We start from the raw sequence: 25,846 nt of genomic DNA on the forward strand, positions 1-25,846 counted from the left end.
AAACCCCCGCGTCGTTGGACTTCTCGTCCGATGCTGGCACTTCCTGAACGAAAGTCAACACCGGCGAGCCGTCGCCCGGGGGTGTCCCGATGCCGACCATCCGCGCCGTGCCGTCGCCCGGCGCGGACGCCGTCCCATCATCGTGCACCGCGCCGCACGGCCGCACGCCGCCACGAGCGTGACGATCACCACGCGACGGGCCCGGAACGGGTCAGACGTAGCGTTCGAGGATGGACGACTCGGCGAGCCGCGACAGCCCCTCGCGCACGCTGCGGGCCCGCGCCTCGCCGACGCCGCCGACGGCCTGGAGGTCGTCGATGGTCGCGGCCAGGAGCTTCTGGAGGCCGCCGAACTGCTCGACCAGCCGTTCCAGGACGAGGTTCGGCAGCCGCGGCACCTTGGCCAGCAGCCGGAACCCCTTCGGGCTGACGGGCAGGTCGAGCGCGTCCGGCCCGGAGAAGCCCATCACCTCGGCGACCGTCGTCAGGTCCAGGAGTTCGTTCGCCGACAGCAGGTCCAGCGCCGCGAGCACCGTCTCGACGCCGTGCGAAGGGTCCGACGACGGGTAGTCCCGCACGATCAGCTCGCGGTCCACGTCGACGCCGGAGACCAGCTCGTCGAGCTGGAGCGACAGCAGCCGGCCGTCGGTGCCCAGCTCGACCACGTAGCCCTCGATCTCGTCGGCGATCCGGCGGACCATCTCCAGCCGCTGCACGACCGCGCTGACGTCCCGGACGGTGACGAGGTCCTCGATCTCCAGCGCCGACAGCGTCCCGGACACCTCGTCCAGCCGCAGCTTGTAGCGTTCGAGCGTCGCGAGGGCCTGGTTGGCCTTGGACAGGATGGCCGCCGAGTCCTCCAGGACGTAGCGGATCCCGTCCAGGTACAGCGCGATGATCCGCATCGACTGGCTGACCGAGATGACCGGATGGCCGGTCTGCCGGGCCACGCGCTCGGCGGTGCGGTGCCGCGTGCCGGACTCCTCGGTCGGGATGGCGGAGTCGGGGACGAGGTGGACCGCCGCCCGCTTGATGCGCATCCGGTCCCCGTCGAGGACGATCGCCCCGTCCATCTTCGCGAGTTCCCGCAGCCGCGTGGCGGAGAACTCGACGTCTAGCTCGAACCCGCCCGAGCAGATCTGCTCCACCAGGTCGTCGTAGCCGAGCACGATCAACCCGCCGGTGTGGCCCCGCAGGATGCGTTCGAGACCGTCGCGGATCTGGGTGCCCGGGGCGACCGCGGCGAGCGTGGCTCGGCGTCGTTCGTCATGGCCCTTGTCGTGTGCTGGCACCTGGCCCCCGGAGTTCGCTGGACGAGCGTCAGTTTACCGAGCGGGCACGCTGACCGGTTCGTGCCCTGGTCGCCAGTCTTCAGGAACCTGCGGATGATCAGGGCGCGGTGAAGGCTACCTGGAGTGCTTGGGTAAGACTGTCCACCTCCATCACCTTCATACCCTCATGGTCGCTGAGCTGTGGATCCGCCCGTTTCAGCGGGGATCCGTCGCCGAGGTCCAGGGAGCCGCGCGGGACGACCGCGTACTTGAACCCGAGCCGCGCCGCCTCGGCCAGCCGCCGCCGCACCCCCGGGACGACCCGGACCTCGCCCGCCAGCCCGACCTCCCCGACCGCGATCAGCCCGCCCGACAGGGCCTGCTCGACCGTGGAGCCCGCGACGGCGAGCGCGAGCGCGAGGTCCACCGACGTCTCGGCGAGCCGCACCCCGCCGACCGTGGAGACGTAGACGTCCTGCTCGTGCATGGAGATCTTGCAGCGTTGGGCGAGGACCGCCAGCACCATCGCGACCCGGGACGTCTCCAGGCCCGACGACGCGCGGCGCGGCGCGGGCAGGTGCGACTTGGCGACCAGGGCCTGCACCTCGGCGACGAGCGGGCGCCGTCCCTCCAGCGTGACCGTGACGCAGGTGCCGGGGACGGGCTCCTCGCGCCGCGTCAGGAACAGCCCGCTCGGGTCGGCCACCCCGACGATCCCGACCTCGGACAGGTCGAAGCAGCCCAGCTCGTCCGTCGGGCCGTAGCGGTTCTTCACGGCGCGGATCATGCGCAGCCGGCTGTGCCGGTCGCCCTCGAAGTACAGGACGACGTCGACCAGGTGCTCCAGCAGGCGCGGCCCGGCGATCGCGCCCTCCTTGGTGACGTGCCCGACGAGCACGACGGGGATGCCGCGCTCCTTGGCCACCCGGATGAGGTTGGCGGCGACCTCGCGGATCTGGGTGACGCCGCCGGGCGCGCCGTCGGCCTCGGCCGTCCCGATGGTCTGGATGGAGTCGACGACGAGCAGCGCGGGCGCGACCGTGTCGACGTGCCCGAGGACGGCCGACAGCTCGGTCTCGGCGGCCAGGTACAGCGTGTCGGTGACCGCGCCGATGCGGTCGGCGCGCAGCCGGACCTGCTCGGCGGACTCCTCGCCCGTCACGTACAGGACGGGCCGCGCCTCCGCGCCCTCGCCCGCCCCCGACGCCAGCGCCGCGACCTCCAGCAGCAGCGTGGACTTGCCGATGCCGGGCTCCCCGGCGAGCAGCAGGACGGCGCCGGGGACGATGCCGCCGCCGAGGACGCGGTCCAGCTCGTCCAGGCCGGTGGGGCGGGTCCGCGCGGACCGGACGTCCACCTGCCCGATCGGCCGGGCGGGCGCGCTGACGGCCCCGGCCGCGACGACCCGCGCGGGCGTCGCGGCGGCGGCCTCCTGCACGGTGCCCCACGCCTGGCACTCGCCGCACCGCCCGACCCACTTGGACGTCTGCCAGCCGCACTCGGAGCAGCGGTAGGACGCCTGCCGCACGGTCTTCGCCTTCGCCATGGAACGGAACGCTACGGCCCCGCACCGACACTTCACAGTTCGCGGACGACACGCGCCGGATTCCCGGCCACGACGACGGCGCGCGGGACGTCCCGGGTGACCACCGAGCCCGCGCCGACGACCGCGTCCGGGCCGATCGTGACGCCGGGGCAGACGATCACGCCGCCGCCCAGCCACGCGTTGTCGCCGATCTCGATGGGACGGGCCGTCTGCCACTTGTTCCGGCGCGGCCCGGACTCGACGGGATGGGACGGCGTCAGAAGCTGGACATAAGGCCCGATCTGCACGTCCGCGCCGATCGTGATCCCTGCCGCGTCCAGGAGGACCGCCCCGAAGTTGACGAACGCGCCGTGCCCGAGCGTCACCCGGTACCCGTAGTCCACGCGCAGCGGCGGCGCGACGTAGGCGCCCTCGCCGAGGGAGCCGAGCAGGTCGGCGAGGATCGCGCGGCGGCCGGGCGGGTCGGCGGCGGGCCAGCCGTTGAACCGCTCGCACAGCCGCGCGGCGCGCAGCGCGTCGGCGGCGAGTTCCGGATCGTCGGTCGTGAACGGCTCCCCGGCGAGCATCCGTTCCTTGTGGCCGCCCACGGCAACCCCCTCGTTCGGCGTGAACCGGTTACGAGGGGGTCCTTCCCCGTGTCAGGCGGACGACTTCATCAGGGCGCGGCCGACCAGGTCGCCGAGGTGGTCGGAGACGGCGCCGGGCTTCTCCAGCATCGACATATGGCCCGTCCGGGGCAGCACCTCCAGCCGCGCGGACGGGATGCACCGCGCGATCTTCAGGCTGTGCCCGACCGGCGTGAGCAGGTCGTTCTCGCCGCCGATGACGAGCGTGTCGATCCGGTCCAGCACCGAGCAGTCGCTGATCACGTCGTGGGTGATCATCGAGTGGAAGAAGTCGACCAGCGCGTCCATGCGCGTGTCGGCCATCATCCGCTCGGCGAACGCGACGGCGGCGGGGCTGGCCTCGGGACCGAACGCGATCAGGTCCTCGATGACCATCGAGCCGTCCCGGCCGAGGTGGCGGACCTTCTCGATCAGCGGCGCCCCGGCGCCCACGGCCCGCAGCGCGCGCGGCAGCACCTTGTGCGTGACGCGGGCGAGCGCGGCGGGCATCCCGAGCGTGACGGCGCCGAGGTCCCCGGACGAGGTGTTGACCAGCCCGGCCGCGACGATCCGGTCGCCGAACAGCTCGGGGTACTCGTCGGAGAACCGCATGATCGTCATGCCGCCCATCGAGTGCCCGACCAGCACGATCGGCGTCCCCGCGGGGACGGTCTGGTCGATCACGGCGGCGAGGTCGTGGGCCAGGCGCGGCAGCCCGTAGTCGTCGCGCGCGCCGCCCTCGGACCGGCCGTGGCCGCGCTGGTCCCAGAACACGAGCCGGCCGAGGCCGCGCAGGGCCTTGCGCTGGAAGTGCCAGGAGTCCTGGGTGAGCGTCCAGCCGTGGGAGAACACGACCGCGAGGTCGGTGCGGTCCTCGCCGTCGATCTCGGCGTAGAGGCGGGTGCCGTCCTCGGCGCGGACGGGCACCGGACGGCCGCGCAGCGACCCGAACGGCTCGCCCGCGAACGGGTCGGGTCGGAGCTGGAGCCTGCGCACCGCGCGGCGCTGCGCGGCGATCCCGGCTCCCGCGGCGCCCGCGCCGAGCGCGGTGGCGGCGAGGATGTTGCGGCTGGTCCTGGCGGCACGGCCCATGATCCGACCTTCCCTGAGTGCACGGATTCCGGCCATTGTTGTATAGCGAGTCAGTAATCGACCACCCCGGGGTCAGGTGTGCCGCCACCACAGGTTGACGGCGTAGTCCACGTCGAGGCCGTCGTGCTCGGCGAGGAAGCGGTCGGCCAGTTCGGCGGGGAACTCGATGCGCAGGACGGCGGCGAGGTCGTCCCGGGACGCGAACGACCACCGGATCAGCAGCGGGTCGCGGGAGAAGCCGCGCCGCGTCCAGAACCGCTCCACCTTGCCCGGGTCGTAGGACGTCAGCCAGCGCCGGAACCAGCCGCCGAACGTGGACCGCGTCGCGTCGTTGTCGATGACGAAGATCGCGCCGCCGCGCCGGACGACCCGGTCCAGTTCGGCGAGGCCCGGTTCGCAGCCCGGCCCGAAGAAGTACGCCCAGCGCGCGTGGACGACGTCCACCGACGCGTCCGGCAGCGGGAGCGCCTGCGCCGCGCCGACCCGGACGTCCACCGACGGCAGCCCCGCGACCCGCAGCCGCGCCGCCGCCGCGAGCCGCGCGTGCGGTTCGACGCCGATCACCCGGGCCGCCTCGCGGGCGAAGAACGGCAGGTGGAAGCCGGTGCCGCAGCCGACGTCGAGGACGGTCGCGTCCGTCCACGGCCGCTTGGCCCGCATCGCCGCTGCCAGCAGCCCGTCCGGGTCGACCGCGCGGTTCTCGATCTCGTAGACCTGCGGCGTGTTCCAGATGTTGGGGCTCGGTACGGCCCCCGGGGCGATCTCGGGCACGGGCACCGAGCGTAGCCGGGAGCGGGCGGGGCGAATCTCAGATCACCCACCGGAAGGGATTCATTCCGGGCAGGATGAGCATAGGCTTTCGACGAAGCCATGATCCGCTACCCGCGGCCCTCCGGCCGCGAACCTCTGGCGAGGGAGCCTTGACTCCGCAGCACGACGGCCCGGCGGCGCCGGTCCTCCGCGTCCCGGACGCTCCGATCACGCTGTCCACGGCGTCGGTCTACCCGGAGAAGGCGCCGAGCGCGTTCGAGATCGCGGCGCTGCTCGGCTACGACGGCGTCGAGGTGATGGTCTCGACGGACGCCTCGTCCCAGGACCTCACCGTGCTGCGCCGCCTGTCGGACTACCACGGCGTGCCGATCCGGTCGATCCACGCGCCCTGCCTGCTGCTCACGCAGCGTGTGTGGGGGCGGGACCCGTGGGGCAAGCTCGTCCGGTCCAAGGAGGCCGCCGAGGAGCTGGGCGCGGACGTCGTCGTGGTCCATCCGCCGTTCCGCTGGCAGCGCGAGTACGCCCGCGAGTTCGTGCAGGGCCTCGCCCGGATGCAGGACGAGACGGACGTCAAGTTCTGCGTGGAGAACATGTTCCCGCTGAAGGCCCGCGAGCGCGAGGCCGGGATGTACCTGCCGGACTGGAACCCCGTCGACCAGGACTACCCGTACGTCACGCTGGACCTGTCGCACACGGCGGTGTCCGGGTCGGACGCGATGGACATGGCCGACCGCCTCAGCGACCGGCTCCGCCACATCCACCTTGCGGACGGCGTCGGGCTGCCGAACAAGGACGAGCACCTGGTCCCCGGGCGCGGGTCCCAGCCGTGCGGGCCGATGCTGGAACGGCTGGCCGAGGGCGCGTTCGACGGCCACATCGTGCTGGAGGTGAACACCCGGCGCGCGTCGTCGCGGGAGCAGCGGGTGGACGACCTCGCCGAGGCGCTGGCGTTCGCGCGGCTGCACCTGGCGGCGGCCGGACGCGTCTGGGAGGTCTCGCCGGGCGGTGAGATCACCCGGCGGGACGGCCGGTGACCGAGACCGCACGGCGTCCGGGACGGCGTCCCGGCCCGACCGAGACGCGCGCCGCGATCCTCGCCGCCGCGCGCGACCTGTTCGCCGAGAAGGGCTACGACGGGGCGTCGCTGCGCGGCATCGCCCGCGCGGCGGGCGTGGACCCGGCCCTGCTGCACCACTTCTTCGGCAGCAAGGAGGGCGTGTTCGTCGCGGCGATGCGGTTCCCGCTGGACCCCGGCGAGCTGGTGCCGCAGATCGCCGAGGTGCCGCGCGAGCGCCTCGGGGAGTCGGTGGCGCGGCTGCTGCTCGGCGTCTGGGACGACCCCGAGCGCCGCGCGCCGCTGGTCGCGATGCTGCGGTCGGCGATGACGAACGAGCGGGTCGCGGCGTCGGTGCGCGAGTTCCTGTCCGCCGAGCTGTTCGGGCCGGTGATGGCGGCGCACGACGTCCCGGCGCTGCGGCTGGACGCCGCCGCCGCGCAGCTCCTCGGGCTGATGGTGCTGCGGCACGTCCTGTGTCTGGAGCCGCTGGCGTCGGCGGACGCCGACGAACTGGTCGCCCTGGTCGGCCCGGTCCTCCAGAGCTATTTCGGCTGACGGCATTGCGGGCGCCCGGCGCCCGGGCTTAAATTCATCACGTGATGAACTCGGCGGTGGGCGTGCGGGACCTGCGGGTCGCGCGCGGCGGACGCGACGTGCTGCACGGGCTCTCGTTCGACGTCCCGCGCGGCGCGGTCGTCGGGCTGCTCGGGCCGAGCGGGTGCGGGAAGACGACGCTGCTGCGGTGCCTGGTCGGCGTGCAGGAGATCCAGGGCGGGACGGTGACCGTCCTCGGCGCGCCCGCCGGGACCCCGGCGCTGCGGCGGCGCGTCGGGTACGCGACGCAGAGCCCCGCCGTGTACGCCGACCTTTCGGTGGGGGAGAACCTGTCTTACTTCGCGGCGGTCCTCGGCGCACCGCACGGTGACGTGGAGCGGGTGCTCGACGCGGTCGGGCTCGGCGACGCCCGAGGTCGGCGCGTGGCGACGCTGTCGGGCGGGCAGCGCGGGCGCGTCAACCTGGCGGCGGCCCTGCTCGGGTCGCCGGAGCTGCTGGTCCTGGACGAGCCGACCGTCGGGCTCGACCCCGTCCTGCGCCGCGAGCTGTGGGAGCTGTTCCGCGCGCTGGCGGGCCAGGGGACGACGCTGCTGGTGTCGTCCCACGTCATGGACGAGGCGAGCCGCACCGATCGGCTGCTGTTGATGCGCGAGGGGTCGTTGCTCGCCGACGCTCCGCCGGACGAGCTGCGCGCCCGCACCGGCGCCGACGACCTGGAGGACGCCTTCCTCCGCCTCATCGCCGAGGAGGACCGATGAGCGTCACCGTGACCCTCGCGACGACGCGGCGGATCCTCGCCCAGCTCCGCCACGACCCGCGGACGATCGTCCTGCTGGTCGGCGTGCCGACGCTGCTGATGGTCCTGCTGCGGTACGTGTTCGACGAGCCCCGGACGTTCGACCGCGTCGGGCCGCTGCTGCTCGGCGTCTTCCCCTTCGTGATCATGTTCGTGGTCGCGAGCGTCGGGACGCTGCGCGAGCGCACCGGCGGCACGCTCGAACGGCTCATGACGATGCCGCTCGGCCGGCTGGACCTGCTGCTCGGCTACGCGCTGGCGTTCGGGCTGCTCGCGCTGGCGCAGGTCGCGGCCGTCCTCGCGGTGTCGCTGACCTGGCTGGACCTCGGGCTGCGCGGGCCGGACGCGGCGCTGGTGCTCGTCGCCGTCCTGGACGCGCTGCTCGGCATGGCGCTCGGGCTGTTCGCGAGCGCGTTCGCGCGGACGGAGTTCCAGGCCGTCCAGTTCCTGCCCGCGTTCGTCCTGCCGCAGTTCCTGCTGTGCGGGCTGATCGTGCCGCGCGGCCGGATGGCGCCGTGGCTGGAGGCGGTCTCGGACGTCCTGCCGCTCTCCTACGCGGTGGACGCGATGCAACGCGTCAGCACCGAGCCGGGGTTCTCGGGCCTGCTGCTGCGGGACGTGCTGGTCGTCGGGGGATGCGCGCTGCTGGCGCTCGTGCTCGGCGCCGCGACGCTGCGCCGCCGCACCGGCTAGCGGCGGGGCGGCCCGAATAATCGCGCCAGGAGTTCTAACGCGGCCTCGTCGCCGCTCGCGGTGACGCGGCCGGTGCTGAGGGCGCGGCGGAGGGTCAGGCCGCCCGCCGCCAGGTCGGCGAGGACGCCGGCCGACGTCGTGAGCGTCGCGTCCGGGTCCGCGGCCGGGCCGTCCGCCACCGTGACCGCCCCGCCCTGGACGCGGGCGTGGACGATCTCGTCGCCCGTCCGGAACTCGTAGACGGCGCGGTCGCCCGCCGCCGCGTCCGGGTCGAAGCAGGCCCGCAGCGCGAGCGCCGCCCACGCCGCGCGGGCCGTCTCGCCGGCGCGGCGGCCGTCCATCGCCCGGCGCAGCCCCCAGTCGGCGAGGGCGAGCACGACGGGCTCCAGCTCGCGTCCGGCTCCGGTCAGCGCGTAGGCGGGGACGCGCGGCGGCAGGACGGTCCGCTCCACGATCCCGGCGCGGCCGAGATGCTTGAGGCGCGCCGACAGCAGGCCCGTGCCCAGGCCGCGCAGCGCGGCCTGGAGGTCGCCGAAGCGCTTGGGGCCGGTCAGCAGCTCGCGCACGAGCAGCAGCGTCCAGCGCTCGCCGACCAGGTCGAGCGCGCGGGCCGCCGGGCAGTACTGGCCGTAGGACCGGGGTTCCACGCCGCACCTCCGTGACGTCGGTTTATTTCCAGCTATCGAAGTAGATGCTTCATTTTCCCGACACTTACCTCCAAGGGGATAACAGTATGACTTCGGCGCGTCACTTATTGTCCATAAATCCTGCGACGTACCCTTGACTCGTGACAAATGGGGGTTGTAGCGTTACGGCACGTAATCAAGCGTCGGTCGGAACCTTCTGGGGGCGGATGTGGACAAGAGATATGAGGTCTTCTGTCTGGCGGATCCGCTCTTCTACGACGCCGTCGACCGGCGCGACGCGGTGATGGGCGACGAGGCGCGCTTCCCGACCGCGCGTCGGCCCGTCCCGGACGGCTGGCGCGAGCGCCGCTCGTCCGGCTGGCGGAACTTATGGCCCGACGGCGTCGCCTTACCCGCGGCCGGGTGGAAGATCCACATTTCCGCGTGCCCGGCCAATGCCGACCGCATCGCCGCCGTGACCTGGGACTATTGCGTTCCGCGCGGCCTCGCGTTCAAATTCGTGGAGAGCCGCGCCGCGCTCTTCCTGCGCAACTCCAAATACGCCGACCGCTCGTCCAGCGGAAAGTTCGCCACCCTCTACCCGCGTGACGAGGACGAGCTGCGCCGCGTCCTGCACGACCTCGACGCCGCGCTGGCGGGCGAGGCCGGGCCGCGCATCCTCAGCGACCTGCGCTGGGAGAAGGGGCCGCTGCACGTCCGGTACGGGGCGTTCGCCGAGCGGTACTGCCTGGACGCGTCCGGCGAGCGGGTCCTCGCCCTGCCCGACGACCAGGGCCGGCTCGTCCCCGACCCGCGCACGCCCGCCTTCCGCGTCCCGTCCTGGGTGACGCTGCCGGGCTTCCTCGCCGCCCAGCGCGCCACCGACCCCAAGCCCCCGCACTGGCACTACGCGGTCGAGAAGGCGCTGCACTTCTCCAACGGCGGCGGCGTCTACCTCGGGCGCGACACCCGGACCGGCGAGCGCGTCGTGCTGAAGGAGGCCCGTCCGTACGCGGGCCTGGCCGCCGACGGCAGCGACGCGGTCGCCCGGCTGGAGCGCGAACGCGACGCGCTGGACCGGCTGGACGGCCTCGGCGTCGCCCCCCGCGTCCGCGACTGGATCCTCTGGGGCGACCACCGCTTCCTCGTGATGGACTTCGTCACCGGGGACGCCCTCAACGCGCTCTACGCCCGGCGGCACCCGCTGATGGGGCCCGACCCGAAGCCCGACGACGTCGCCGCGTACACCCGGTGGGCGCTGGACGTCCACGCGTCCGTCGCCGCCGCCGTCGCCGCCGTCCACGAGCGCGGGATCGTGTTCAACGACCTGCACCTGTTCAACATCATGGTCCGGCCGGACGACCGCTCGGTCGCCCTCATCGACTTCGAGGCCGCCACGCCCGTCGACGCCCCGCGCTCGGCGCGCGCGGTCGCCAATCCCGGCTTCGTCGCCCCCGCCGACCGCACCGGCCCGGACGTGGACCGTTACGCGCTGGCCTGCGTCGCGCTCGCGCTGTTCCTGCCGATCACGACCGTGCTCAGCCTGGACCGGCGCAAGGCGGGCGGGCTCGCCGACGCGATCGCCGCGCAGTTCCCGGACGTCCCGGCCGCCTTCCTGGACGCCGCCGTCGCCGAGATCCACCGCGGCCTCCCCGACGTCCCGCCCGGCGGCGCGTTACCGGCGGCCCCCGGCGCCGCGTCCGGCGCGGCCCCGTCCGGCGCGGTCGCCTCCGGCGCGGCTCCGTCCGGCGCGGTCGCGCCCGGCGGGGCGTTACCCGGGGGCGCGTTACCCGGCGGATTACCCGGCCCCGACCCCTCGACCGAAACCTCCCGTCCCGGCCGCTCGCTCTGGGACGGCGACCAGGCCCTCCACGACGGCGAGCACGCGACCCGGACGCTCGGCGCGGCGATCCGCGCGGCGGCCACCCCCGGCCGCGACGACCGGCTCGTCCCCGGCGACATCGCCCAGTTCAACCCCGGCGGCGGCCTCGGCCTCGCCCACGGCGCCGCCGGCGTTCTCTACGCGCTTCACGCCACCGGCCACGACCGGTGGGACGAAGGCGAGCGCTGGCTCCTCGACCACTCCGCCGCCCCGCCGCGCGGCAGCGCCGCCGGGCTCTACGACGGGCTCGCGGGCGTCGCCTACGTCCTCGACCTGCTCGGCCACCGGCAGGCCGCCGTGGACCTCGCCGACCTGATCCTGCGGGAGCAGTGGCTCGACCTCGGCCCGAGCCTGCACGACGGGCTCGCCGGCATCGGCCTCGTCCTGGACCACCTCGGCGCGACCACCGGCGACCCCGCCTTCGCGGACGCGGCCCTCGCGGCAGCGCAGCGCGTCGCGGACCGCCTCGCCGCGCCGCTCGCCGACGCGGGACTGATGCGCGGCGCGTCCGGCGCGGCCCTGCTCGCCGTCCGGCTGCACGAGCGCACCGGCGACCCCGCCCTGCTCGACCTGGCCGAACGGGCGCTGCGCCTCGACCTGGAACGGTGCGTCACCGACGACGGCGGCGTGCTGCTCGTCAAGGAGCCCCACCGGACCATGCCGTACGTGGGCGCGGGCAGCGTCGGGATCGCGATGGTCCTGGACGACTACCTCGTCCACCGGCCCGACCCCGTGCTCGCCGCCGCCCGCGACGCCGCGCACGGCGCCGCCACCTCCCGCTTCTACGCCCAACCCGGCCTGTTGCGCGGCCGGGCCGGGATGCTCCTGCACCTGGCGCGGACGGCGTCCCCCGCCGTCCGGCCCGGCGACCTGGAGACCCAGATCGACGCCCTGACCTGGCACGCCCTGCCCTACGCCGGGCACGTCGCCTTCCCCGGCGAGCAGCTCATGCGGCTGTCGATGGACCTCGCCACCGGCACCGCGGGCTGTCTGCTCGCCCTCCACGCGGCGCACCACGCAACCCAGCCCGGGACGGCCCACCTGCCGTTCCTGCCGCCGCTCTCCGCCCCTCGCCGTTCCGACGTCCCGACACCCGCCCGGGTGCCGGGAGGAGCCCGCTCCGGCGGGCACGACCGAAAAGGATGAACATGGAGAACAACGGCCTGCTCGAGCTCCAGACCGCCGAGGTGGAGAACAGCAGCGGCGGCGGCGAGATCAGCTACATCAGCCTGCTGCTCTGCTTCAGCTACGCGAGCGTCTTCCTCTGCCTCTGACGGAGATAGGCGCGGGGAGCCGTCCCGTTCCCCACTACCCCTGAAGCCTGAGACGTCGGAGCCGTGCCGCCTGTGCGGCTCCGGCGTCTCACGCTGTCCGGAGCGGGACATCCCACGTCAGATCGGGTCGAGTGCCGGATCTGTCGTCCTTCGTGCTGATAATCTCCGGCGCCATGACCACTCCTCCGCCGCCCGGCCCCGAGCCCGTCCCGTCCGAGGCGGCGAAGGAGGGGCTGGACGCCGTCCTGCCCGGCGACGACGGCCCGCGTCCGCGCAAGCGCCGCTGGCCGCGCGTCCTCATCGGCGTCGGCGTGTTCTTCGTGATCGTCGTGCTGGGCCTCGCCGGGCTGGTGTGGCAGCGCGAGAGCGCCTACAACGGCAACATCGACCGGCTGCACGGCGTCATGCCGAACAACGCGAACCGGCCCGGGCCGAGCGCGGTCGGCACCGAGAACTGGCTGCTCGTCGGGTCCGACACGCGCGCGAAGGCCGGGACGACCGGCGCCGGCGGGACGATCTGGAAGACCGGCCAGCAGCGCTCGGACACGATCATGCTGCTGCACCTGCCCGCCGACCGGAAGAAGGCGTACGTCGTCTCCTTCCCGCGCGACTCGTGGGTGGACGTCCCCGGCTACGGCGACCAGAAGATCAACGCGGCGTTCTCCTACGGCGGGCCGCCGCTGCTCATCGAGACCGTCGAGCACCTGACCGGCATCCGCGTCGACCACTTCGGCGCGATCGACTTCAACGGCTTCAAGTCGATGACCGACGCGCTCGGCGGCGTCACCGTGAACGTGCGGAACGACGTCTACGACCCCAAGCGGCACGTCGAGTGGTCCGCCGGGAAGCACAAGCTGGACGGCGAGCAGGCGCTGACGTTCGTCCGGCAGCGCTACAACCTCCCGAACGGCGACTTCGACCGGATCAAGCGCCAGCAGGCGTTCCTCGGCGCGCTCGCCAAGAAGGCCGCCGACGGCGGGACGATCACCAACCCGCTCAAGCTCGACCGCTTCCTGTCGGCGTTCACCAAGTCGATCAGCGTGGACGACAAGGTCGGCGCGGGCAAGCTCCGGTCCCTGGCCCTCAGCCTGCGCGGGATCCGGGCGTCGGACATCACGTTCCTGACCGTCCCGAACAAGGGCAGCGCGGCGCGGGGCAAGCAGAGCGTGGTGCTCCTCGACCGCAAGCGGTCCGGGACGCTGTTCACGGCGATCAAGACGGCCGACATGGCGAACTACGTCCGGACGTACGGTGGCGGGAACAGCGTCGGCACGGTTTCGTGATCTCTCGCTCCGTCCGGGTATGCCGGGGGAGAAGGCCGGACGGGTCCGGCCGACAGGGGGAGGGGCCGTGCTCCGTCAGGCATTGCAGGCCGTCTCGACCAGCCCCAGGGCGCAGGCGCTGGTCGAGCGGGCACCGCTGACACGTGACGTCGTCCACCGGTTCATCGCGGGGGAGACGATGGACGAGGCGCTGGACGTGACCGAGGGGATCGTCGGCAGCGGTCGGCTCGTCAGCCTCGACGTCCTCGGCGAGGACGTCCGCGACGCCGAGCAGGCCGGGCGCACCGTCGCCTACTACGAGGCGCTGCTCGCTCGGCTCGCCGAGGCCAAGCTCGCCGACCGCGCCGAGGTGTCGCTGAAGCTCACCGCCGTCGGGCAGGCGCTCGACCCGGACACGGCGCTGGAGAACGCGCGGCGCGTGTGCGCGGCGGCCCGCGCGGCGGGCACGTCCGTGACGATCGACATGGAGGATCACACGACCGTCGAGTCCACGCTGGACTCGGTGCGCGAGCTGCGCCGCGACTTCCCCGACACCGGGCTCGTCGTCCAGGCGTACCTGCGCCGCGCGGAGGAGTTCTCCGCCGAGATGGCCTACGCCGGGTCGCGGGTGCGGCTGTGCAAGGGCGCGTACGGGGCGCCGGAGTCGGTGGCGTTCACGCGCCGCGACGACGTCGACAAGTCGTACGTGCGGTGCCTGAAGGCGCTGATGGCCGGGCAGGGCTACCCGATGGTCGCCACGCACGACCCCCGGCTGATCGACATCGCGGGGGCGCTGGCCGTGCTGAACGAGCGCGGGACGGACACCTTCGAGTACCAGATGCTCTACGGGATCCGCCCGCAGGAGCAGAAGCGGATCGCCGAGACGGGCGCCCGGATGCGCGTCTACGTCGCCTACGGCACCGAGTGGTACGGCTACTTCCTGCGGCGGCTCGCGGAGCGTCCGGCGAACCTGGCGTTCTTCGTCCGGTCCGTGGTGACGCGCGACTGACGCGCGACGGACCGCGCGGGGCCGGGCTCTAGGCTGGACGGGTCCGTGAACGAACGTCAAGGTGTGTCGATTGACTTCCTCCGCCGCCGTTGAGGGCGGGGATTCCTTCCCTCACAGGTCGGGGTTCCTGCTTCACCGGACCGTGCCGTCGCCGCTCGCGCGGGTCGGGTCTCACCGGTCCTCCGCAGGCGTTTCACCTCTCCGCCAGCCCGGCGGCGAGGATGTTCTTCGCGGCGTTCACGTCCCGGTCGTGGAGAGTCCCGCAGGACGGGCACGCCCAGGCGCGGACGTTCAGCGGCATCATCGCCGCTTTGCGCCCGCACGCCGAGCACAGCTTCGACGAGGGGAACCAACGGTCCACCACGATCAGTTCCCGCCCGTACCAGCCGGCCTTGTACTCCAGCATCGACCGCAGTTCCCGCCAGGATGCGTCGGAGATCGCGCGGGCGAGACTGTGGTTGCCGACCATGTTGCGGACGTTGAGGTCCTCGATCACGACCACTTGGTTGTCATGGACGAGCCGAGTCGACAGCTTGTGCAGAAAATCCCGCCGCCGGTCACTGATCCGTGCGTTGGCGCGGGCGACCTTCATCCTCGCTTTCGCGCGGTTCGCCGAGCCCTTCGCCTTCCGCGACAGGTTCCGCTGCGCCTTGGCGAGCCGTCGCCGGTCCCGGCGCTCGTGCCGCGGGTTGGCGACCTTCGCCCCGGTCGACAACGTCACCAGCGACGTGATCCCGGCATCGACGCCCACCCGGCCCGGGACCGGGTCCAAACGGCGGATGGTGTCCTCGCACAGGATCGAGACGAACCAGCGGCCCGCAGGGTCCCGCGACACGGTCACCGTGGAGGGGACTGCGCCTTCCGGGAGGGGACGCGACCAGCGGATGTCCAGCGGCGCGACCATTTTCGCCAGCGTCAGCGCACCGTCCCGGTACCGGAACGCAGACCGGGTGTACTCCGCGGACTGGCGAGACTTCTTCCGCGATTTGAACACCGGGTACCGGGCGCGTTTCGCGAAAAAGTTTACGAACCCGGCCTGCAAATGCCGCAGCGCCTGCTGGAGCGGGACCGACGACACCTCGCGCAGGAAGCCCAGTTCCGGGTCCCGCTTCCACGCGGTCAGCATCGCCGATGTCTCCGCGTAACCGATGCGCCGCTTCTCCTGCTGGCGGGCAAGGGTCCGTGCGTGCAGGGCGCGATTGTAAACGAGTCGGACACACCCAAACGTACGCGACGATTCCGCCGCTTGTTCGGGAGTGGGGTAGAAACGGTATTTGAATGCCCGTTTTGCTGTCCGGCTCATGGCTCGCACAATACCCCATGTTCGAGAAATGCCGTCTGGTTTGCTCGAACTGTAACGTGCGACACAGTGTCGCATTTGCTCCCCTGTCTGAAGACAAGGGCATCCACGCTTGAGAGGAAACGATGATCGCGATTCTCGGTGCCGGGAAGATGGGTGAGGCGCTGCTGTCGGGCGTCCTGCGGGCCGGGCGGCGGCCGGGCGAGATCGTCGCGACGGCGCGGCGCCCCGAGCGCGCGGCGCAGCTGCGCGAACGGCACGGCGTCCGGACGGCCGAGAACGCCGCCGCGGCCCGGGAGGCGGGCACGCTCGTCCTCGCCGTGAAGCCGCAGGACATGGGCGCGCTGCTGGCCGAGATCGGGCCGCACGTCGCGCCCGGCACGCTGGTGATCTCGATGGCGGCGGGCATCACCTGCGCGTTCATCGAGGAGCGGCTGGCCGGCGGTGTCCCGGTCGTCCGCGTCATGTCGAACACGCCCGTGCTGGTGGACGAGGCGATGAGCGTCCTGTCCGCCGGATCGCACGCCGGCGAGGACCACCTGAAGCTCGCCGAGGAACTGCTGAGCCCGGTCGGCAAGGTCACCCGGATCCCCGAGTCCTTGCAGGACGCGGCGACCGCGCTGTCCGGCAGCGCGCCCGCCTACTTCTACTTCCTCGTCGAGGCGATGGTGGACGCGGGGATCCTGCTCGGCATGCCCCGCGCCGCCGCGCTGGAGATGGTGGTCCAGTCGGCGGTGGGCGCGGCGACGATGCTCCGCGACACCGGCGAGCACCCGGTCCTGCTGCGCGAGGCCGTGACGTCCCCCGGCGGGACGACGATCGCCGCGATCCGCGAACTGGAGCGCCACGGCGTCCGCGCCGCCGTCATCGAGGCCCTGGAAGCCGCCCGCGACCGAGCCCGCGCCCTCGCCGCCGGCTGACCCCGCCCCGCGCGGCGTGAATCCTCGCGCGGTGGGGACTCTCGTGCGGTGTGAACCCCCGCGCAGTGCTGACCCTTGCGCGGTGCGAGAGGGTCCGGGGCGGGCTGACCAGGGGTGTTCGGTCGTCCCGCTCGGCCGCGCTCTGCGCGGGCGGGCGGGACGGGTGCGTATCTGGGGGTGTTTTTGCGTGGGCGGTTTAGCAGCCGCGTGCGTAGCCGGGCCCGGGGGGTGCTGATTCCATTCCCCTTGCCTGTGGCACTGGTCACAGGTGAGGAAGAGGAGCCCCCACCCCATGTTCGGTTCAGCTCGGAGAATCTGGCGCCGCGCGGTTTTCGCGCCCGCCGTCGCCGCGGTCGCGGCGCTGTCGCTGCCCGCCGCCGCCCAGGCCGACACCGCCCTGCCGGTGAAGTACAGCTCGCTGGACGCGCTGCCGGGTGTGTTCTCCTCGGCGCCCCCGCCGGGCGCCAACGACTTCTCCTGTAAGCCGTCCGCCGCGCACCCGCGTCCGGTCGTCCTGGTCGAGGGGACGAGCGCGACGATGGCACTGAACTTCAACGCGATCTCCCCGCTGCTGAAGAACAACGGCTACTGCGTCTTCGCCCTGAACTACGGCAAGTACGGCGCGCTGACCGCGGTCGGCGACATCCCCACGTCCGCCGGGGAACTCGCGACGTTCGTCGACAAGGTCCTCGCCGCGACCGGCGCCGACAAGGTCGACCTCGTCGGGCACTCGCAGGGCGGCGGCATCACGCCGCGCTACTACCTCAAGTTCAACGGCGGCGCCGCCAAGGTCGCCTCGCTCGTCGGGCTGGCGCCGAGCAACCACGGCGCGAGCGTCAGCGGGTTCGCGGACCTGCTGAAGATCTTCCCGTTCCTCCAGGTGCCGCTGGACGCGCTGGGCGGCCCGGCGTGGGCGCAGCAGGCCCCCGGCTCGGCCGTCCTCACCAAGCTCAACGCGGGCGGGGACACGATGCCGGGCGTGAAGTACACCGTCATCGCGTCCAGATACGACGAGGTCGTGACCCCGTACGAGTCGGCCTTCCTGACCGGCCCGGACGTCACCAACATCACCGTCCAGGACGTCTGCGACCAGGATTACACCGAGCACCTGGCGATCGCGTTCGACCACGTCGCGCTGCGGCTGATGCTGAACGCGCTGGACCCGGCGCACCAGGCGAAGCCGACGTGCAGCCAGGTCCTGCCGCTGATCGGCGGCTGATCCCGGGACCGGCCAGGCCCCGCCCGACTCCCCCGGGCGGGGCCTTCGCCGTGCCCGGGCAAGAAAAAAGGGAGCGTCCGCTCCCCTCCAGTCTCAACATATAGCGCACAGGGGGGCTTGCGGCAAGACCCCCGTCGTGCTTCACAATCGTCCGCCGGAGGCTCACCACCTGCGGAAACGGGGGACGAATTTGCGAGTGCTGCTGCTGACGTACGGGTCGCGCGGCGATGTGGAGCCGATGGCGGCGCTGGCCGTGCGGCTGCGGGACCTCGGCGTGGAGGCGCGGGTCTGCGCGCCGCCGGACGCGGAGTTCGCGGACCTGCTCGCGGCCGACGGGATCCCGGTGGTCCCGTTCGGCCGGTCGCTGCGCGCGTGGGTCGGCGGGGACGCGCCGCCCACGACGGACGACGCGTTCACGCGCGCGGCGGCCTGGGTCGCCGACCATTTCGGCCCGGTCGCCGCGGCGGCGGAGGGCTGCGCCGCGCTGGTCGCGACGGGCCTGGTCCCGGCGGGGGCGCGGTCGGTGGCGGAGAGGCTGGGCATTCCGTACGTCTACGTGTGCTTCCAGCCGGTGACGCTGCCGTCCCCGCACCATCCGGCGGCCTGGCGTCCGCCGACGCCGTTCCCGCCGGACGTGACGGACAACCGGGAGCTGTGGCGGCTGGACGCCGAGAACGTGGACGCGCTGTTCCGCGCCCCGCTCAACCGGCACCGCGCGGCGGCGGGGCTGCCGCCGGTGGACGCCGTCCGCGACCACGTCTTCACCGACCGGCCGTGGCTGGCGGCCGACCCGCTGCTCGCCCCGTGGCAGGAGCCCGCGGACCTCGACGTCGTCCAGACCGGCGCGTGGATCCGGCCGGACGACCGTCCGCTCCCGCCCGAGGTCGAGGCGTTCCTCGCGGCCGGACCGCCCCCGGTCTACGTGGGCTTCGGCAGCATGCCGATGCACGGCGCCCCGGACGTCGCCCGGACCGCCGTCGAGGCAGCACGCGCCGTGGGCCGCCGCGTGATCGTCGCGCGCGGCTGGGCCGACCTCGCCCCGGACGACGCGGCCGACTGCCTCGCGATCGGCGAGGTCAACCAGCAGCAACTGTTCGGCCGGGTCGCGGCGGTCGTCCACCACGGCGGCGCGGGCACGACGACGGCCGCCGCCCGCGCGGGCGCGCCCCAGGTCGTCGTGCCGCAGGTCGTGGACCAGCCGTACTGGGGCGGCCGGGTCGCCGCGCTCGGGATCGGAGCGCTCCACGACGCGCCGGTGATGACGCCGGCGTCCCTGGCGTCCGCGCTGGCCACCGCGCTCGCGGCCCGCGCCCGGGCGCGCGAGGTCGCCCCGGCCATCAGCACCGACGGCGCGGACCGCGCCGCCAAGCTCCTGCTCGACGCGATCACCCCGGAGGCCAGATGACCACCCGTGCGTTCGCCCTGCCCGACCGGCTCGCCGCCAAAGCCGACCCCAAGCTCATCGCCGCCGACGAGCGGCACTTCGCCGCCATCGCCGACACGCTCGCGCAGCAGATCGCCGACCTGTCCGCCCGGCTGGACGCCGAGCGCAAGGCGACCGGCGGCAAGGGCCAGCGGGCGCTGGAACGGGACCTCGAAGTCCACCGGCTGACGGCGCGGCTTCGCACGCTGCGCCGGTTCGGGCTGGACCTGTGCCTCGGCCGCATGGTCGGCGCGGACGAGTCCGAACCCGTCTACGTCGGACGTCTCGGGCTCACCGACGCCACCGGCCGCCGCCTGCTGCTCGACTGGCGCTCCCCGGCGGCCGAGCCGTTCTTCGGCGCGACCCACGCCAACCCGATGGGCCTCGCGAGCCGCCGCCGCTACCGCTGGACCGACGGCCGGGTCGCCGACTACTGGGACGAGGTCTTCACCGCCGACGGCTTCGAGGACCACGCCGCGCTGGACGACCAGTCCGCGTTCATCGCCAGCCTCGGCGGCACCCGGTCGCCCCGGATGCGCGACGTCCTCGGCACGATCCAGGCCGACCAGGACGCCATCATCCGCGCGGGCTCGCGGGGCGCGCTCGTCGTGGACGGCGGCCCCGGCACCGGCAAGACCGTCGTCGCCCTGCACCGGACCGCGTACCTGCTCTACGCCGACCCCCGGCTGGGGCACCGGCGCGGCGGCGTGCTGTTCGTCGGCCCGCACCAGCCGTACCTGGCGTACGTCTCCGACGTCCTGCCCAGCCTCGGCGAGGAGGGCGTCCAGACCTGCACGCTGCGCGACCTCGTCCCGGAGGGCGCGACGGCGAAGGCCGAGAAGGACCCCGAGGCGGCCCGGCTGAAGGCGTCCGCCGGGATGGTGCGGGCGGTGGAGAAGGCCGTCCGGTTCTACGAGCGTCCGCCCGCCAAGGCCATGAAGGTGACCACCGACTGGTCCGAGGTCCGCGTGACGCCGGACGACTGGGCGGAGGCGTTCGCGGCGGCCGGGCCGTCGGTCCCGCACAACGAGGCGCTGGACGTGATCTGGGACGAACTGGTCGACATCCTGCTCGACAAGCACGACGAGGACGCCCCGCTCGACCTGATCCGCGCGTCCCTGGACCGGGACCGCGAGCTGCGCACGGCCCTCAACCGCGCCTGGCCGGTGATCGAGCCGGACGACCTCGTCGGCGACCTGTGGTCGGTGCCCGCCTACCTGCGGCTGTGCGCGCCCTGGCTGAGCCCGGACGAGATCGGCGTCCTGCAGCGTCCAGAACCGCACGCCTGGACGACCGCCGACCTGCCGATCCTCGACGCGGCCCGGCAGCGGCTCGGCGACCCGAAGGCGACCCGGCGCAACCGCGAACGGGAGGCGACGGCCGCCGAGGAGCGCGCCTACCGCGCCGAGATCGCGGCGGACCTGATCGCGGCCGACGACGACGGCGAGGGCGCGATCACGATGCTGCGCGGCGAGGACCTGCAAGAGAACCTGATGGACAGGACCGAACCGCCGGGCACCGAACCGGACCCGCTCGCCGGCCCGTTCGCGCACATCGTCGTGGACGAGGCGCAGGAGCTGACCGACGCCGAGTGGCAGATGCTGCTCCAGCGGTGCCCGTCCCGCAGCTTCACGATCGTCGGCGACCGCGCCCAGGCCCGGCACGGCTTCACCGAGTCGTGGCGGGAACGCCTCGAACGGGTCGGCTTCGACCGCATCGAGGAGTCGTCCCTGACGATCAACTACCGGACGCCCGAGGAGATCATGACGGCCGCCGAGCCCGTCATCCGCGCGGCGCTCCCGGACGCCAACGTGCCGACGTCCATCCGCACCGGCGGCCGTCCCGTCACCCACGGCACCACGTCCGACCTGGACGAGATCCTGGACGCCTGGCTGGACGAGCACGCCGACGGCATCGCATGCGTCATCGGCGACCCGGGCTTCGCCGAGCGCCCCCGCGTCCGCTCCCTGACGCCCGAACTCTCCAAGGGCCTCGAATTCGACCTCGTCGTCCTCATCGACCCCGACACGTTCGGCGAAGGCATCGAAGGAGCCGTGGACCGCTACGTGGCCATGACCCGCGCCACCCAGCAGCTCGTCATCCTGACCTGAGGTGGCGAGGCGTCCCCGCGGGGGGCCGGCGCAGGGGGTCGCGGAGCCGCGCGGGGACGCCTCAGGTCCGGGTCAGGCGACGGCGGTGGTCTTCTTCCTGGATTTCGCCGTCTTCGGGCGGGGCGGGGCGGCGGTGACCTCGCGGACGAAGCGCGCCGTCTCGCGCATCGCCGTGCTCGCCTCGCGCGTCACGCGGTTGAGCATCTGGAAGACGTGCATCTGCCCGTTCCAGATCTGCAGGTCGCAGCGTCCGCCGGCGCGGGTGATCGCGGCGGCGAGCGCCTCGGCCTCGGGCCGCAGCACCTCGGCGCCGCCCACCTGGATCAGCACCGGCGGGGCGCCGGTCCAGGGGGCGGCGAGCAGGGCCAGCCGCGGGTCGTCGAAGCCGGCGGACCCCACGACCAGGCGCGCGACGCGGCGGGCCGCGGTCGCGCTGATGTAGGGATCGCGCGCGTCGAGCTGCGCGCGCACCGACAGCTCGCAGCTCAGGTCGACCCAGGGGGAGAACAGGACGGTCCCGGCGGGGTTGGGCAGGCCCGTCCGGACGATCTCGGCGGTCAGCGCGGCGGCCAGGTGCCCGCCCGCCGAGTCCCCGGCGACGACGATCCCGGACGCGGGCACGCCCCGCTCCAGCAGCCACCGGTAGGCGGCGAGGGCGTCCTCCAGCGGCGCGGGGAACGGGTGCTCGGGCGCGAGGCGGTAGCGGGGGACGAGCACGGGCAGCCCGGTGTCGTGCGCGAGCCGCGCCGTGATGGGCCGGTGCGTGCGCGGGGAGCACACCACGTAGCCGCCGCCGTGCAGGTAGAGGATCGCGCCGCGCGCCGGGCCGTCGGGCGCGGACCGCGCGACGACCCACTCGCCCTCCAGCGGCGCGCCGCCGCTCTCGACGCCGGGGTCCCGCAGTGGACGCACGCGGACGCGGCCGTCGCCGGGCAGCAGCAGCGCCGCCGCCTCCACCGTGGAGCGCGCGGTGCGCAGGCTTCCGGCGTGGCCCGGGACGCGGTGCATCACCGGGTAGACGCCGAGGCGCAGCGCGCGGTGGATGAGACGGCTGCGGCGGGTCGGACGGCGTTCGTAGGGGGCTGGCTTCGCCGCGGCGGTCGTCGGCAGCGGAGTCACCCCGGTGGAACGCCCGGTCAAGGTCTCCATCGGCCTTCCTCGGGGGTGGATTTCGGTCGTGATTGTTTCCTTCCCGTTTCCGTCCGGTGGCTCACGTCACATCTTTGTTACCGATGTCCTCCGTTTAACGATCTTCCGGGTGTGTCCGCCGAGGTCGGACGGGTGACCCACCTCACCTGACCGCCCGGTCGGCCCGGGCGCTACCGTGTGGGCATGAGCAGCCTGCCGCCCGAGCCGTCCCCCGAGGGGTGCGGGCTGCGGGTCCTCTGGGACGACCGGCTCACGTCCTACGACTTCGGCCCCGGCCACCCCATGAACCCCGTCCGGGTGGAGCTGACGGTCGCGCTGGCCCGCGCGCTCGGCGTGCTGGACGCCCGGAACGTGACCGTCACGGGTTTCGACGCGGCCGACGACGCGCTGCTGCGGCTCGTCCACGACGAGGCGTACATCGCGGCCGTCCGGCACGCGGGCGCGACCGGGCTCGCCGAGGAGCGGTACGGGCTCGGCACCGACGACAACCCGGTGTTCCTCGGGATGCACGAGGCGTCCGCGCTGGTCGCGGGCGCGTCGGCGGCGGCGGCCCGCGCGGTCTGGACGGGCGAGTCACAGCACGCGGTGAACGTCTCCGGCGGCCTCCACCACGCACTGGCCGGATCCGCCAGCGGGTTCTGCGTCTACAACGACCCGGCCATCGCCATAGCGTGGCTGCTGGAGAACGGGGCCGAGCGCGTTGCGTACGTGGACATCGACGTCCACCACGGCGACGGTGTACAGGACGCGTTCTACAACGACCCCCGCGTCCTCACCATCAGCCTCCACGAGTCACCGCGCTCCCTGTTCCCGGGCACCGGCTTTCCCACCGAGACCGGTGGACCGGACGCGATCGGCACGGCCGTCAACATCGCGCTTCCGCCGGGCACCGCCGACGGCCCGTGGCTGCGGGCGTTCGACGCGGTCGTCCCGCAGGCGCTGCGCGCGTTCCGCCCGCAGGTCCTCGTGACCCAGCACGGCGCGGACGCGCACGCCCTCGACCCGCTCGCGCACCTGCTCCTCACCGTGGACGGTCAGCGCGCCACCCACGCCGCGCTGCACCGCCTCGCCCACGAACTCGCGGACGGACGTTGGATCGCGACAGGCGGCGGCGGCTACGAGCTGGTGCAGGTGGTGCCCCGGGCGTGGACGCACCTGCTCGCGGAGGCGTCCGGCCGTCCCGTCGCGCCCGAGACCGACACCCCGGACGACTGGCGCGCGCTGGTCCGGGGCCGCACCGACGAGATCGCGCCCCGCCGCATGACCGACGGCCGGACGGTGGAGTTCCGCTCGTTCGATTCCGGCTACGACCCGGCCAACCCGGTGGACCAGGCGATCCTCGCGACGCGCCGCGCCGTCTTCCCGGACCTGGGCCTCGACCCCCTGGAGATCTGAATGGCCCCCGACCGCGCGGAGCTGCGCGCGCACCTGGTCGCGACGCTGATCGCGGGCGACGTCGCGACGCCGCGGCAGAACAACCTGCTGCACTACCGCCGCCTCGCCAACGGCGACCCGTACTACCAGCTCGGCCTGAAGTTCGACCGGACGTGGACCGAACGCGACGTCCTGGACGTCATGGTCGAGCGCTGCGGCGTCGTCGCGGACCCGCTGCACCTGTACGGCGACGACACGATCGACCCCGAGATCACGATCGACGCGCTGGAGGCGATGGGCGACCGCATCGGGGCGGCTGCGCGGCGGCGCGAGACCGTGCTGCTCGCGACCGGGCATCCCGCGACGCTGACGCCGGTGTACGAGGAGATCGCGCGGTTCCTGGCCGAGTCGGGGTGCCGCGTGCTGCGTCCCGCCGAGGGCTGGACCTACGACGTGCAGGACTGGCGGGGCGCCTGGCAGCCGCGCCGGCTCGTCTACGCGCTCGCCGGCGTCGCGATGCTCGTGGACGAGCGGGGCGCCGTGCAGCACTCGCACGACCCGGACGCGATGGAGGCGATGCTCGCCGAGCTGTCCGCGAACGGGGTTTCGGGCCCGGACGGAAGTGTTTGGCCGGATCTGGCCATCGCCGACCACGGTTTCGCGGGCGCCGCCGGACAGGCCGGGATCGACACCGTCGGGTTCGCGGACTGTAACGACCCGGCGCTGTTCACCGGCGCGGCCGAGGGCAAGATCGACGTGGTCGTTCCGCTGGACGACGGCGTGTCCCCGCAGCACTACGAGCCGATGACCGCGTACCTGCTGGAGCGCGCCGCCCGCGCCTGACGCGCGTCCCTCACCTCGCGGAGGGCGTTTCATCACCGTCCGTGACGAGATCACCCGGCCGATGCGCTCGCCCCGGGCGAGTCCGCCTGTGCATGATGGAAGCCCAGGTCATCGACGGTTCGGATGGCGCGGCCGGGGGATGAGTGACGCTCCGTCACGTCCCTGCCGTGCGGCGGCGCAAGGGCATTGTGACCGATTCGCCAGGTCCGGAGACGGAAATGGGTGGAACTCCCCTCTTGCGACTGTCGATGCACGATTTACGCTGAGGGAGTACACGTGCGTGATCAAAGTCACCCGGAGGGCCGGTGCGCGGCACGTGTGGAAGAGGGCGTCCGATGAGCTCAGGCGAGCGGCCTCTGAGTGAGGTCAGGTTCCTGACCGTCGCCGAAGTGGCGGCGGTGATGCGGGTGTCCAAGATGACCGTCTACCGACTCGTCCACTCCGGCGAACTGCCCGCGATCCGTGTGGGCCGTTCGTTCCGGGTCCCCGAACAGGCCGTCCACGAGTACCTGCGCGACGCGTACATCGAGGCGGGCTGACGGACGCGGCCCCGGAGCCGGACGGACCGCACGGGCGGTCGACGGCACCGCGGAACGGACACCGCAGGACAGACAACGCAGCGACGAACGACGACGGACGCGGAACAGGCCCGGCGGCGCGCCCCGCCGGACCGGTTCCGCCCGGGACGGCGCCGGCCTGCGGTCGGCTCGCGCCGTCCGCAGTGTTCTCCCGGGGGGCAGCCCCCGGACCCCGGGCGGCGGAACGCGGGCCGGTACCACCCTGACCGACCGGCGTCCGCACGACCGGCGGGACGGTGCGCGGAACACCGCCGTCCTGACTCGTGTCGCGTCAGCGGTACCCTTGTCCCTCGGACCATGTGCGCTGAGGTTTTTCGGCCTCGGCCGCCGCATGCCGTTGTTCGTTTCTCACCCCGATTTGCCGAGCGAGGTCTCGTGGGCTCTGTCATCAAGAAGCGTCGTAAGCGGATGGCGAAGAAGAAGCACCGCAAGCTGCTGAAGAAGACGCGCATTCAGCGTCGCAACAAGAAGTAGGACAGGCCCGCAAGGCG

At 73.1% G+C, this 25,846-nt stretch carries 23 protein-coding genes and 1 pseudogene; 16 read left to right on the forward strand and 8 right to left on the reverse strand.

Annotated elements, in window-relative coordinates; translation table 11 throughout:
- Window positions 1–211: 211 nt before the first annotated feature.
- The 5 genes from disA to GQ466_RS00180 all read right to left on the reverse strand — a co-directional run bounded on the left by disA (window position 212) and on the right by GQ466_RS00180 (window position 5,284).
- The gene (gene disA / locus GQ466_RS00160) at window positions 212–1,291 is read right to left on the reverse strand and encodes a DNA integrity scanning diadenylate cyclase DisA (protein WP_161100755.1); all 1,080 of its coding nucleotides are present in this window, start codon (window positions 1,289–1,291) and stop codon (window positions 212–214) included.
- 97 nt (window positions 1,292–1,388) lie between these two features.
- The gene (gene radA, locus GQ466_RS00165; protein ID WP_161100756.1) at window positions 1,389–2,816 is read right to left on the reverse strand and encodes a DNA repair protein RadA; all 1,428 of its coding nucleotides are present in this window, start codon (window positions 2,814–2,816) and stop codon (window positions 1,389–1,391) included.
- Between the two features lie 32 nt (window positions 2,817–2,848).
- Window positions 2,849–3,403, reverse strand: a complete 555-nt coding sequence (locus GQ466_RS00170; protein WP_337193251.1) for a sugar O-acetyltransferase — start codon at window positions 3,401–3,403, stop codon at window positions 2,849–2,851.
- Between the two features lie 51 nt (window positions 3,404–3,454).
- Window positions 3,455–4,513: an alpha/beta fold hydrolase gene (locus tag GQ466_RS00175; protein WP_161100757.1), complete on the reverse strand. Its 1,059-nt coding sequence runs from the start codon at window positions 4,511–4,513 to the stop codon at window positions 3,455–3,457.
- A 72-nt stretch (window positions 4,514–4,585) separates the two neighbouring features.
- Complete coding sequence (locus GQ466_RS00180; protein ID WP_161100758.1) at window positions 4,586–5,284, reverse strand: methyltransferase domain-containing protein; 699 nt, start codon at window positions 5,282–5,284, stop codon at window positions 4,586–4,588.
- Between the two features lie 149 nt (window positions 5,285–5,433).
- On the opposite strand from GQ466_RS00180, the gene GQ466_RS00185 reads away from it, so the two are divergent.
- From GQ466_RS00185 to GQ466_RS00200, 4 genes are read left to right on the forward strand one after another with little or no spacing between them, the layout of a single operon-like run.
- Window positions 5,434–6,318, forward strand: coding sequence for a sugar phosphate isomerase/epimerase family protein (locus GQ466_RS00185; protein ID WP_161100759.1), 885 nt, complete (start codon window positions 5,434–5,436; stop codon window positions 6,316–6,318).
- A complete protein-coding gene (locus GQ466_RS00190; protein ID WP_161100760.1) occupies window positions 6,315–6,896 on the forward strand; it encodes a TetR/AcrR family transcriptional regulator in 582 nt (193 codons plus the stop codon). The genes GQ466_RS00185 and GQ466_RS00190 overlap by 4 nt, the downstream gene beginning before the upstream one ends.
- 44 nt (window positions 6,897–6,940) lie before the next feature.
- A complete protein-coding gene (locus GQ466_RS00195; protein ID WP_161102297.1) occupies window positions 6,941–7,654 on the forward strand; it encodes an ABC transporter ATP-binding protein in 714 nt (237 codons plus the stop codon).
- Window positions 7,651–8,385, forward strand: a complete 735-nt coding sequence (locus tag GQ466_RS00200; protein ID WP_161100761.1) for an ABC transporter permease — start codon at window positions 7,651–7,653, stop codon at window positions 8,383–8,385. Before GQ466_RS00195 ends, GQ466_RS00200 begins: the two co-directional genes overlap by 4 nt.
- Here the strand turns inward: GQ466_RS00200 and GQ466_RS00205 are convergent.
- Window positions 8,382–9,032, reverse strand: coding sequence for a winged helix-turn-helix transcriptional regulator (locus tag GQ466_RS00205; RefSeq protein WP_161100762.1), 651 nt, complete (start codon window positions 9,030–9,032; stop codon window positions 8,382–8,384). The genes GQ466_RS00200 and GQ466_RS00205 overlap by 4 nt on opposite strands.
- Before the next feature lie 208 nt (window positions 9,033–9,240).
- Between GQ466_RS00205 and lanKC the strand changes: the two genes are divergently transcribed.
- The 4 genes from lanKC (at window position 9,241) to GQ466_RS00225 (ending at window position 14,438) form a co-directional block, all read left to right on the forward strand.
- Complete coding sequence (lanKC, locus tag GQ466_RS00210; protein WP_161100763.1) at window positions 9,241–12,039, forward strand: class III lanthionine synthetase LanKC; 2,799 nt, start codon at window positions 9,241–9,243, stop codon at window positions 12,037–12,039.
- The gene (locus GQ466_RS00215) at window positions 12,036–12,167 is read left to right on the forward strand and encodes a SapB/AmfS family lanthipeptide (protein ID WP_161100764.1); all 132 of its coding nucleotides are present in this window, start codon (window positions 12,036–12,038) and stop codon (window positions 12,165–12,167) included. Before lanKC ends, GQ466_RS00215 begins: the two co-directional genes overlap by 4 nt.
- 173 nt (window positions 12,168–12,340) lie before the next feature.
- Complete coding sequence (locus tag GQ466_RS00220; RefSeq protein ID WP_161100765.1) at window positions 12,341–13,450, forward strand: LCP family protein; 1,110 nt, start codon at window positions 12,341–12,343, stop codon at window positions 13,448–13,450.
- A gap of 67 nt (window positions 13,451–13,517) precedes the next feature.
- Window positions 13,518–14,438: a proline dehydrogenase family protein gene (locus GQ466_RS00225; RefSeq protein WP_337193252.1), complete on the forward strand. Its 921-nt coding sequence runs from the start codon at window positions 13,518–13,520 to the stop codon at window positions 14,436–14,438.
- A gap of 28 nt (window positions 14,439–14,466) precedes the next feature.
- On the opposite strand, the pseudogene GQ466_RS00230 reads toward GQ466_RS00225, so the two are convergent.
- Window positions 14,467–15,741 (reverse strand): annotated as a pseudogene (locus tag GQ466_RS00230) (RNA-guided endonuclease TnpB family protein).
- A gap of 122 nt (window positions 15,742–15,863) precedes the next feature.
- Here GQ466_RS00230 and proC point away from each other — a divergent pair.
- From proC to helR, 4 genes are all read left to right on the forward strand, one after another.
- Window positions 15,864–16,658 carry a pyrroline-5-carboxylate reductase gene (gene proC / locus GQ466_RS00235; RefSeq protein ID WP_161100768.1) on the forward strand — a complete coding sequence of 265 codons (795 nt, stop codon included), beginning with the start codon at window positions 15,864–15,866 and terminating at the stop codon, window positions 16,656–16,658.
- 292 nt (window positions 16,659–16,950) lie between these two features.
- Entirely contained in the window at window positions 16,951–17,877 is a 927-nt protein-coding gene (locus GQ466_RS00240; protein WP_161100769.1) for a lipase family alpha/beta hydrolase, read from the forward strand.
- A 196-nt stretch (window positions 17,878–18,073) separates the two neighbouring features.
- Complete coding sequence (locus GQ466_RS00245) at window positions 18,074–19,282, forward strand: glycosyltransferase (RefSeq protein ID WP_337193253.1); 1,209 nt, start codon at window positions 18,074–18,076, stop codon at window positions 19,280–19,282.
- Entirely contained in the window at window positions 19,279–21,411 is a 2,133-nt protein-coding gene (helR, locus tag GQ466_RS00250) for an RNA polymerase recycling motor ATPase HelR (RefSeq protein ID WP_161100771.1), read from the forward strand. Before GQ466_RS00245 ends, helR begins: the two co-directional genes overlap by 4 nt.
- Before the next feature lie 72 nt (window positions 21,412–21,483).
- Here helR and GQ466_RS00255 read toward each other — a convergent pair whose 3' ends face one another.
- A complete protein-coding gene (locus GQ466_RS00255; RefSeq protein ID WP_161100772.1) occupies window positions 21,484–22,560 on the reverse strand; it encodes an alpha/beta hydrolase in 1,077 nt (358 codons plus the stop codon).
- Window positions 22,561–22,743: 183 nt separating this feature from the next.
- Between GQ466_RS00255 and GQ466_RS00260 the strand changes: the two genes are divergently transcribed.
- The 4 genes from GQ466_RS00260 (at window position 22,744) to GQ466_RS00275 (ending at window position 25,829) form a co-directional block, all read left to right on the forward strand.
- Window positions 22,744–23,955, forward strand: coding sequence for an acetoin utilization protein AcuC (locus GQ466_RS00260; protein WP_161100773.1), 1,212 nt, complete (start codon window positions 22,744–22,746; stop codon window positions 23,953–23,955).
- Entirely contained in the window at window positions 23,956–24,777 is an 822-nt protein-coding gene (locus GQ466_RS00265) for a phosphatase (protein ID WP_161100774.1), read from the forward strand.
- Between the two features lie 335 nt (window positions 24,778–25,112).
- A complete protein-coding gene (locus tag GQ466_RS00270) occupies window positions 25,113–25,316 on the forward strand; it encodes a helix-turn-helix domain-containing protein (RefSeq protein WP_026341537.1) in 204 nt (67 codons plus the stop codon).
- A 414-nt stretch (window positions 25,317–25,730) separates the two neighbouring features.
- Window positions 25,731–25,829: a 30S ribosomal protein bS22 gene (locus GQ466_RS00275; protein ID WP_018654693.1), complete on the forward strand. Its 99-nt coding sequence runs from the start codon at window positions 25,731–25,733 to the stop codon at window positions 25,827–25,829.
- The last annotated feature ends 17 nt before the right edge of the window (window positions 25,830–25,846 follow it).

Origin of the sequence: Actinomadura rayongensis, from assembly GCF_009831215.1 — a bacterium.
GTDB classification, from domain to species: Bacteria; Actinomycetota; Actinomycetes; order Streptosporangiales; family Streptosporangiaceae; genus Spirillospora; species Spirillospora rayongensis.

Coding starts and splice junctions, on each gene's coding strand:
- radA (WP_161100756.1), bottom strand. CDS start 2,816: ATGGCGAAGGCGAAGACCGTGCGGCAGGCGTCCTACCGCTGCTCCGAG.
- GQ466_RS00175 (WP_161100757.1), bottom strand. CDS start 4,513: ATGGGCCGTGCCGCCAGGACCAGCCGCAACATCCTCGCCGCCACCGCG.
- GQ466_RS00195 (WP_161102297.1), top strand. CDS start 6,941: ATGAACTCGGCGGTGGGCGTGCGGGACCTGCGGGTCGCGCGCGGCGGA.
- GQ466_RS00200 (WP_161100761.1), top strand. CDS start 7,651: ATGAGCGTCACCGTGACCCTCGCGACGACGCGGCGGATCCTCGCCCAG.
- GQ466_RS00215 (WP_161100764.1), top strand. CDS start 12,036: ATGAACATGGAGAACAACGGCCTGCTCGAGCTCCAGACCGCCGAGGTG.
- GQ466_RS00220 (WP_161100765.1), top strand. CDS start 12,341: ATGACCACTCCTCCGCCGCCCGGCCCCGAGCCCGTCCCGTCCGAGGCG.
- proC (WP_161100768.1), top strand. CDS start 15,864: ATGATCGCGATTCTCGGTGCCGGGAAGATGGGTGAGGCGCTGCTGTCG.
- GQ466_RS00240 (WP_161100769.1), top strand. CDS start 16,951: ATGTTCGGTTCAGCTCGGAGAATCTGGCGCCGCGCGGTTTTCGCGCCC.
- helR (WP_161100771.1), top strand. CDS start 19,279: ATGACCACCCGTGCGTTCGCCCTGCCCGACCGGCTCGCCGCCAAAGCC.
- GQ466_RS00255 (WP_161100772.1), bottom strand. CDS start 22,560: ATGGAGACCTTGACCGGGCGTTCCACCGGGGTGACTCCGCTGCCGACG.
- GQ466_RS00260 (WP_161100773.1), top strand. CDS start 22,744: ATGAGCAGCCTGCCGCCCGAGCCGTCCCCCGAGGGGTGCGGGCTGCGG.
- GQ466_RS00265 (WP_161100774.1), top strand. CDS start 23,956: ATGGCCCCCGACCGCGCGGAGCTGCGCGCGCACCTGGTCGCGACGCTG.
- GQ466_RS00270 (WP_026341537.1), top strand. CDS start 25,113: ATGAGCTCAGGCGAGCGGCCTCTGAGTGAGGTCAGGTTCCTGACCGTC.